A 792-nucleotide genomic window follows, 5' to 3' on the forward strand; every position below is an offset into this window, starting at 1 on the left:
ACTTGCTGTTGCGCTTTTTAGGCGCCTCTCCAGAGAGGTTTTTTGTTGCGGTAGTCATCGCTAGCCTCCTTACGCCGTTTCTTTTTGGAATAGTTCACGAAAGACTGGGAAGATATCCTCCACAGAGCGAATATTCTTCATAGCGAAGTTTGGAAACTCGTCGGTAAGCTTCTCATACTCGTGCCATAAGGTCTGATGTGAGCGACGCGTGATTTCTATATAAGAATAGTACTGACAATTTGGCAGCAACTTATTCACGAGTAAATCTCGGCATCGTGGTGAGTCATCCGCCCAGTTATCCCCATCGGACGCTTGGGCTGCGTAGATGTTCCACTGACCAACCGGGTAACGCTCTTTGACGATTTCATCCATTAACTTCAAAGCGCTAGATACGATGGTGCCACCGGTTTCTTGCGAGTAGAAAAATTCGTGTTCATCGACTTCTTTGGCTTGCGTGTGGTGGCGAATAAACACAACGTCTACGTTTTCATAGGTGCGAGTTAAGAACAGATACAACAGCACATAGAAGCGTTTCGCGATGTCTTTGGTCGCTTGATCCATAGAACCAGATACGTCCATCAGACAAAACATCACGGCTTGGCTAGAAGGGACTGGTCGTTTTTCGTAGTTTTTAAAACGTAAATCGAAAGTATCGATGAACGGCACATTTTCAATTTTCTTGCGCAGTTCTTCGATTTCTTTTTTCAGACGATTTTCTTCAAGTTGTTGTGCTGGCTCAATATTTTTGATGCGAGTCAACTCGTCTTCGAGCTCTTTAAGAAGTCGCTTTTT

1 protein-coding gene is annotated in these 792 nt (G+C 44.4%); it reads right to left on the reverse strand.

Annotation, left to right across the window (positions count from 1 at the left end):
* Positions 1-69: 69 nt before the first annotated feature.
* On the reverse strand, positions 70-792 hold a 723-nt coding region (locus tag R7R78_RS25580), incomplete at its 5' end, for a YeaH/YhbH family protein (protein ID WP_225474551.1).

It is taken from the genome of Vibrio sp. 2134-1 (genome assembly GCF_033339495.1).